Source organism: Roseivirga sp. UBA838 (assembly GCF_002296035.1).
Classification (GTDB): Bacteria; Bacteroidota; Bacteroidia; order Cytophagales; family Cyclobacteriaceae; genus Roseivirga; species Roseivirga thermotolerans.
The window spans coordinates 25,991-32,580 of record NZ_DBHC01000044.1; the positions used below are offsets into that span (position 1 = coordinate 25,991).

Consider the following 6,590-nt stretch of genomic DNA (forward strand, 5'->3'; position numbering starts at 1 on the left):
TATTAATTTTTTTTTACTCCAATAAGCCTGAAGAGTCAAATTGACCTGTTGATAAACAGCTATACTGATAGGAAAGAGAACGAACAAATAGTCGAACAAATGCGCGATAATCTTAATCTCAAACAAGAGCACTATGGTGATTGCTAACACACAAATGGCTGACATTAACCAGTATACTTTATTACAGATCACAAACTTTCGGCCTGCCGACTTAGTCGTGCGCCTCAATCCGAATGTGGCCATTGGCTGCAACAAAGCAAACCCATTAAACCAATTAGACCAAAGAACATCTCACCCTCTGACCCAAGATAGATCAGATACGCAATTAAGCATAAGAAGAGATCCATAGAAAAAATTAGCACCTTCTCTATCATCTCATCAACTTCATTAAAACCTGAAAAAACCAGTTTTTATCTGAGCGAATAAACTTATCTAGGGCACCATCCACTTGTTTGGTAAAGCCTGATAAGTCTCCTGTTACTTTTTTGAAATGCTCCACCTGAGGTGTATTGCCCTCCACTTCTTGCACTTCATTTAAAACTCTCATTACCGGCTCAATCTCTCTCCTTCTCCTTTCTCTCGATACCTGTCTGGCCAGTTCCAAAATATCCTTCCCGGTAGTAAAATACTCTTTCCTCTCCCCCGGTTTCAAGACTTTCTGTACAATGCCCCAGTCCATCAAAGACCTTAGATTCATATTGGCATTGCCCCTGGAAATCTTAAGCTCTTCCATTATGTCCTCAGTGGTCAAAGCTTCTTCAGTAATCAGCAGAAGTGCGTGAATCTGCCCCATAGCCTTATTAATTCCCCAAGCGGACCCTAATGTACCCCAAGCTTGAATAAACTGATCTTTCGCTTTATCGTATTGCATGGTGCTAAGATAATGATATTTTTTTTATTTTCAATAATTTCTGAAAATATAATAACACATCTCAATAGACCTCGGTGGCCATACGATTTCCCCGATACTTCTAATACCCCTTTATTCCGGCCTCAATCTTAATGGGCAGATAATTCGCTTCGGGCACTTTGGGGCACTCATAGTTGTCGCTATAGGCACAATACGGATTGTAGAGTTTGTTGAAGTCTATCACCCACGCCGTTCCTTCCGGGATTCCCTCATAATGCATATATCGTCCTGCTCCATAGGTTTCATTACCTGTAGTTTCATCCACCAAAGGAAGGAATACATAAATTGGCTGACCGGGTAAACTGAACCTTCTCTGTTCTACATACGCCTCCAGTGTATAGGCCTCACCATCAAGTTGAAAATGGAGAACACCTATTCTCTTATAGGTTTTGGTAGTACCCTTGCTGGTACCTAATGGAAAGGGCTTCGAGTCGGGCGTTGGCTCGAAGCGAGCTATAACTCTATATTTCTCTTGTATGGGATAAAATCGATGCCCTTGAAAACTTCGTCTCTGTTGCTCGGTTAAGGGAGACTTGTTGGGGTCAAGGTATTCTTTATTTAGTTCTTCCTGCCAGGCCTTTACCTCCTGTAAATAACTACCGTTCTGAGCTTTAGTCAAGGTCAGAACGGCAAAAAATGATAGTGTAAGAATAAATCGACCCAAGGGCTATGTGGTTTTTAAGGTTTGTTTTCGCTGCAAAAGCAATCCTCCAATAATACTAATTACAAAACCAATTAGAAATACGGTAAGAAACATAAGCAGTGATTGCCCAAAAGTAGAAGCAAAAAAGCCATAACTATCCAGATAGACCTGATATTTCGCTTCGAACGAAGGGTCTGTTATTTGAATATTCTCCGTGTAAGCAAAATAATTTCTCATAAAGTCTGGATCAATCCACAACACATACACGGCATTATACAAGCCAAAGGCCAAACCACCAATAGAGGAGATTCCCAAACCAATTTTAAAAGCTTCACTGAATGAAAGCAGCCCTCCCTGCTCTTTTCTGTAATTCAACTGAGCCACAATAATTAGCAACATAGCCACCAGAATGGAGGCGTAGCCAATAATTTCTCCCAATGCGTACCCTCCTTCTGCAGTGCCCACAAGCGCAACAGATACAAAGCCAAAACCGACCATTAAAAGGCCACCAATCAATCCGAATTTGATAATGAGTTTTTTCATTTGTTCACTTTTTTTTCAGCCAAAACAGTCGGTTTTGCGAGCAATGGGACTCATACTTTTGTATGAAATTAGTGAATCTTTGATTGATTTCTGTTTCGTGGCCACCCTCTGTGTCTATTCCTTAAGCCATCCAGTGAGATTAGCCATAGCCCCCAAAAAAGAGAAAGTAGAAAGTGTACTACTCTATTATCCTCAACTCTTTAGCTCTGGTAACCGCCTGAGTTCTGCGCTTCACATCGAGCTTGACAAACAGATTAGATACATGAGTTTTGACGGTGTTTTCCGAAACAAAGAGCTTCTCTCCAATTTCTACATTAGAAAGCCCGCTGGCAATAAGCCGGAGCACTTCCATTTCCCTTTCAGTGAGCCCGAGGGCTTCGATCTGCTGCTCATCAATTTCAATCACCGGCCCAACCTCCACGATTTCCACCTTTCTGAACTTAAGCCCTAAATAAATACCCAAACCTATAAATGCGGCACCCACTAAACCCAGAATGAGATCTGAGGACATATCCGGAATCAATAGAGACATCTTGCTTAGCTGAAAGAGAATCAACAAAGCGGCTATTATCAACCCAAAACGAAGAATGACCTTGAACATGGATTTGAAACTAGTTATTCAGAACTAAATCTTTGTAAGGATTACTGCAAATTCTCCTTCTAACGCCATCGAAGCATACCTGCAATTCGCAGGCCTGCACGGGATCTTAGAAATATTACCAACTGATGTGGATTCCCACCTACGTGGGAATGATAGTTCCTTCCATTCAAAAAAATCAATCTGAATAGAAAAGGGAATTCAATTACTTTTAAGAAAACAAGCTTTATGAAATCCAGCGTTCTTCTCTTACTCTTTGCTCTTGCTATTTATTCATGTCAACCCAAAGAAGCGGTAGACATTCTTATTACTCATGCGGAAGTAATAGATGTGGAAAGTGGTGAAATACTTAGCGATCGTATGATTGGCATAAAAGAAGGCTCCATTGCCTTCATCTCTGACGATTACTCAAGAAAGTACAATGCTACGCAGACGATAGAGGCCGATGGGAAATTTGTAATCCCGGGGCTTTGGGATATGCACATTCATTTTAGGGGTGGCGAAGAACTCATTGAGGAAAACAAGAATTTGATTCCACTATTTACAGCCAATGGCATAACCGGGGTGCGCGAAGCCGGAGGCGATATGACGCACCAGATATTTGACTGGCAAAAGGCTGTTAAAGAGGGAACCATGATAGGCCCTAAAATCTTTACTTCGGGTCCAAAGCTGGACGGGCCGGGAGCAACTTGGGCGGGCTCTATTTCCGTTACCACACAAGCTGAGGCTGCAAAGGCAGTAGATTCACTCGCCAGCATGGGCGTTGATTTTATCAAGCTCTATGACAGCCGCATTTCACGCTATGCTTACCTGTGGATATTAGAAGAAGCACAAAAACGCGGCATTAAAACCTCCGGTCATATGCCATTTACGGTAATGCTTAATGAAGCGGTGGAAGCAGGACTCGGCTCAATCGAACATCTATATTATGTGCTAAAGGGCACATCGGCAGAAGAACAGGAAGTAACAAATGATGTGATTGCCGGAAAAGCCAGCTTTTGGGGCTCTATGAATCGGCTGATGGCCTCTACCAGTGAAGCTCAGGAACAAGCAACATTCAATCTGTTGCGCAACCACAACACTTATGTTACCCCCACCCTTTTTATTGGCAACACATTGACTTACCTCAAAGAGGTAGACCACTCCAATGATGAGTATCTGAACTACATAGGAAACGGTATTATTGCCACCTATCAGGGGCGAATTCGTAGCGCGCTGAATGCCAATGAAGCGTTCACTCAAATGCGTATTGATCTGAACAATACCTTCATAAACCTTGTGCCTAAGCTACACGAGGCAGGAGTTCAGCTGCTGGCCGGCTCAGACTGCGGTACCTCCAATAGCTATGTGTACCCCGGCCAATCGTTGCATGGGGAATTGAAGGCTTTGGTCGATGCCGGTCTGCCGGAAATCGAGGCCCTTAAGGCGGCTACCATTAATGGTGCAAAGTTCCTTGAAGTGGATGACTTTTACGGAAGCCTGAAGGCAGGCAAATCAGGAGATTTACTCATTCTGAATGATAATCCGCTGGAAGACATTAGCAATACTCAAAGCATCAGCAGCATGGTGCTTCAAGGCAAAGTCTACACTAAGTCTGATATGCAAGCCATGCTGGAGAGTGTGAGAAAGAAGTAGACTTTGTTTCTGCTGTCATTCCCGCGCAGGTAGAGATCGGATCTCCCAGTTATTCTGTGAAAGACGGGCATTCCCACCTATATGGAAATGACAAGAGACTACATCCAATCCAGTCAAACCCACTTATACTCGTTTGCAACAAATATATCAGAGTGCTCAATATAAAATCGACCCAAGATCACTTCCCAATCCAACTCTGGAGCTTCTTTTCCAGAAACCTTCTCTCCGTAATATTCAAAGCCTGACCGATCGCTTTTTGCAGATGAACCCTGGCCGCTGACCAATTACCAATTTCAGCATATAAATCGGCCTTTAGGGCAAGAAAGGACTGATTCCCTTCAATTACTTCTTCCAAGCCCTCCATTTCTTTAAGGGCCGCAGTTGCCCCTTTCACCTTACTCAACACCAATATTCTGCTCATCTGTACTACGGGTACCGGCTTCAGTTTAACTAAAGTGTCATAAAGACTTAGAATGGCTTTCCAGTTGGTTTTTTCGTAGGTCTCAGCTGTGGTGTAATAGCATGATATGGCAGCTTCCAACTGATAAACCGATGAACCTTCGAACTTCGAAGAATCATGTAAAAAATGCCATCCCCACTTGATGTGCTCTTCATCGTACTTGGATCGATCCTGATTTTCTAGGGTCAGCAGATTACCTGCCTCATCAGTTCGTGCCGGAAAACGAGCCGCCTTAAACAACATCATGGCTATAAGCGCCTTCAGCTCGCCTTTATTGCAACTTGGCTCATTGGTAAGCAAAAAAGCCAAACGAATAGCTTCTTCACACAAGTCCAGCTTCATTAGCTTACTGCCTTCAGTGGCCTTATAACCTTCATTGAACAACAAATAGATAACCTGAAGTACAGCTTCCAACCGGTTTTCCAGATCGCCACCCTCAGGTACTTTCAAGGCCCCCACCTCTTCTCTGAATTTGACTTTTGCCCGTGTAATGGCTCGTTTCGTAGCTTCTTCCTGTTTTAACAATGCCCGGGCAATTTCTTTTACAGAAAGTCCGCAAAGCAACTTTAGGCTGATCATAAGTTGCTCGGTTGGTTTCATGGCCGGGTGACAGCAGGCAAAAATCATTCGAAGCTGATCATCTACAATCACCTTTTCTTCGGGTAGCCTGCTTTCTTCTTCGCCAATGGCATCGGCCGTAACTGCCTGTTCGTAAGAAACCGATTTGGCTTCCTTTCTTAAATAATCAATAATCTGATTATTGACCACTCGGTATAACCAGGCAGAGGGGTTGTTGGGCATGGGCTGAAACGACCATTGCCTGGCCGCTTTGTAGAGAGCCTCTTGAACTGCATCTTCAATGGTATCGATAAGGTGCGGAGAATACTTGTTGGCAAATAAGGAAACCAGCTTTCCATATTCGTGACGAAAAAGATGATCCAGCTTTTGATTGACAGCAGAAGGCATAAGAAAAAGGAGGTGTTAGCTTAAAAACCAACCGTCACCCTGAACCTGTCTGCCTACAGGCAGGCTTATTTCAGGGTCTTTAATACAAAAGATTCCGAAACAAGTTCGGAATGACGCGTATGTTAACACCTCCCTAAGTTAATGAATTACATATCCTGAATCTCTCTGATTTCAATATGCCCGTCTTCAGCATCCAGAATTGGGCAGCCTTTAGATATTTCGGTGGCTTCTTCTAACGATGAGGCATTGACCATTAGGTAGCCTCCTACAATTTCGGCACCTTCGGCAAAAGGGCCATCAGTAACTACAGCTCCGCCTTTAGAAACTTGCTTACCTTCTGCCTTTAGCGGCAAGCCGTCAATGAGCTGTCCTTTTTCGGCAAGGCCTTGCATCCAGGCTCTCCATTCATCCATATGAGCTTCAACTTCTGCAGGAGACATTTCAGCCATTCGGGCATCGCCACCTCTAAACAGGTATAAATACTTTTGCATTGTTTAAAAATTATGAGTTTGAAATTCGTTTTAAAAAATCGCGATTCATGGGTTTGACGATCGTTTTTACCTTTCGGGACAGAATCTAGAAAAAATATTTTAATCCTGGGATTTGGTGGCTGGTTGATCGGTGGATGAGTTGATCAGTGAACGGAAATCAGAAAACAGGGATTGATAGCATTGCTCTCAATACTAGCAGAAACATTCCTCCTTTTGTAAAGGAGGTGGCCGAAGGCAGGAGGATTTCTCTGTTGTCATCCTAAGGGACGGTTCTCCATTATCTCTTTTAGAATTGAAACAATCTTAATTTAGCCACAAGTTGTGTCCTCACAGCGTCTTTTAAC

General features: G+C 43.2%; 7 protein-coding genes. 1 reads left to right on the forward strand and 6 read right to left on the reverse strand.

All coding sequences use genetic code 11. The annotated features are described in order from the left end of the window. Positions 1-370: 370 nt before the first annotated feature. From B3O12_RS16720 to B3O12_RS16735, 4 genes are all read right to left on the reverse strand, one after another. On the reverse strand, positions 371-871 hold the full coding sequence (locus tag B3O12_RS16720; protein WP_189629404.1) for a GbsR/MarR family transcriptional regulator: 501 nt from the start codon (positions 869-871) through the stop codon (positions 371-373). Between the two features lie 100 nt (positions 872-971). Beyond that, entirely contained in the window at positions 972-1,529 is a 558-nt protein-coding gene (locus B3O12_RS16725; protein WP_286757142.1) for a DUF1684 domain-containing protein, read from the reverse strand. 48 nt (positions 1,530-1,577) lie between these two features. Then, positions 1,578-2,096: a DUF4199 domain-containing protein gene (locus tag B3O12_RS16730; protein ID WP_286757143.1), complete on the reverse strand. Its 519-nt coding sequence runs from the start codon at positions 2,094-2,096 to the stop codon at positions 1,578-1,580. A 178-nt stretch (positions 2,097-2,274) separates the two neighbouring features. Beyond that, on the reverse strand, positions 2,275-2,697 hold the full coding sequence (locus B3O12_RS16735; protein WP_286747449.1) for a response regulator transcription factor: 423 nt from the start codon (positions 2,695-2,697) through the stop codon (positions 2,275-2,277). Positions 2,698-2,922: 225 nt separating this feature from the next. Between B3O12_RS16735 and B3O12_RS16740 the strand changes: the two genes are divergently transcribed. Then, a complete protein-coding gene (locus B3O12_RS16740; protein WP_286757144.1) occupies positions 2,923-4,329 on the forward strand; it encodes an amidohydrolase family protein in 1,407 nt (468 codons plus the stop codon). Positions 4,330-4,507: 178 nt separating this feature from the next. Here the strand turns inward: B3O12_RS16740 and B3O12_RS16745 are convergent, their stop codons facing one another. Together B3O12_RS16745 and B3O12_RS16750 are read right to left on the reverse strand one after the other, a co-directional pair. Continuing rightward, positions 4,508-5,755 (reverse strand): RNA polymerase sigma factor, encoded by a 1,248-nt coding sequence (locus B3O12_RS16745; RefSeq protein ID WP_286757145.1) that lies wholly within the window; start codon positions 5,753-5,755, stop codon positions 4,508-4,510. Between the two features lie 146 nt (positions 5,756-5,901). Continuing rightward, entirely contained in the window at positions 5,902-6,246 is a 345-nt protein-coding gene (locus B3O12_RS16750; RefSeq protein WP_189629398.1) for a YciI family protein, read from the reverse strand. Between the last annotated feature and the right edge of the window lie 344 nt (positions 6,247-6,590).